The organism is Luedemannella flava (assembly GCF_039528515.1).
Taxonomy (GTDB): domain Bacteria; phylum Actinomycetota; class Actinomycetes; order Mycobacteriales; family Micromonosporaceae; genus Luedemannella; species Luedemannella flava.
On the sequence record NZ_BAAALT010000257.1, the window covers coordinates 1 to 1,079 of the forward strand.

General features: G+C 70.1%; 1 protein-coding gene. It reads right to left on the reverse strand.

Features of this window, described 5'->3' with window-relative positions:
• Nucleotides 1-436, reverse strand: a 436-nt coding sequence (locus tag ABD211_RS29025) for a globin domain-containing protein (RefSeq protein ID WP_344138713.1), incomplete at its 3' end; no start/stop codon positions are given.
• Between the last annotated feature and the right edge of the window lie 643 nt (nt 437-1,079).

Sequence of the window (1,079 nt, forward strand, 5' to 3'; positions counted from 1 at the left end):
CCGCCGTGATGCGGCGCCCGGCGACGGGCGCGGTGTTGGGCAGCTCGGGCCGCACCGGCGCGGGGGCCGGCGGCGCGATGTGCGAGACGGTCGCGCCGGTGCGCGCCGCACCCGCCCGCGGCCGCAGGTCCTCGGTGATCGCGGCGACCGTCGGGGACGGCACGCCGAACTCGTGCAGCACCACGCCGAGGTGCGAGAGGGTGGCGTCGTCCAGCCCGACGTAGGCGGGGCCGGCCGGCGACAGCGGGCCGCCGAAGTAGTGCTGCGGCCCGCCCAGCGCCGCGGCGAGGTAGGCCCGCTGCTGCGCCGCGAGGCGGTGCACCTCAGCGCTCTGGTACTGCGGAGCCAGCTCAGGATCGTTGAGCAGCCGGCGGTTGAACCGGTCGACGATCGCGCCGACCGTCATGCCGCCGCCGATCTGGTGGTAGATGCTCATCGCGTCTCCTCGTGGGTGAGGCGTGGGCGTCGCCGATGACGCGCGGTGTTCCCGGACCCCCAGGTCGTTCATGGCCAGGAGTCTCCGGCTCACATGTGAGCGGATTGTGTCCACGACAAGAACCGTCGATCACATAAAGGCCGGAAACCGGTGATCTACGCCACGTGCCGCGGCACGTTCCACCCGCGCAAACAACTCAACGATCGATATCCGTCGCCGTCATGGGCACCCCGCCGCATCACCCGATCGGATTACCCACCGTCACGACACCCGGACGAGGGACCGCAGTTCGGACGGCCGCGGTAGCCACGGAGTCGCCGTCCGCGGCGCCGGGACGAACCCGTCAGCCGACCGACGCGGGAGATCGCCAACCCCGGTGCAGACGTGCAGTCCGATCGCCGGTCGCTGGCGCGCATCTTTCCAAGATCGCCGAACGCGGTACGGTAACTATTCAGGTGTCCCGTCCGAGTGACGTACGACCGGTCCGTGCCTCCACCGGTTCTCCAGACAGCGGTCATGATGAGGTTTCGGGTGGGACCCGGCGTTCCCGCTCAACGTCGCGATCATCGGGCCTCCGGCGCCCGTTGGCACCAAGATCTCAGTTTTCTGTGCAGGAGTGCGGCTGGGCTGCGCTCTGGTACAG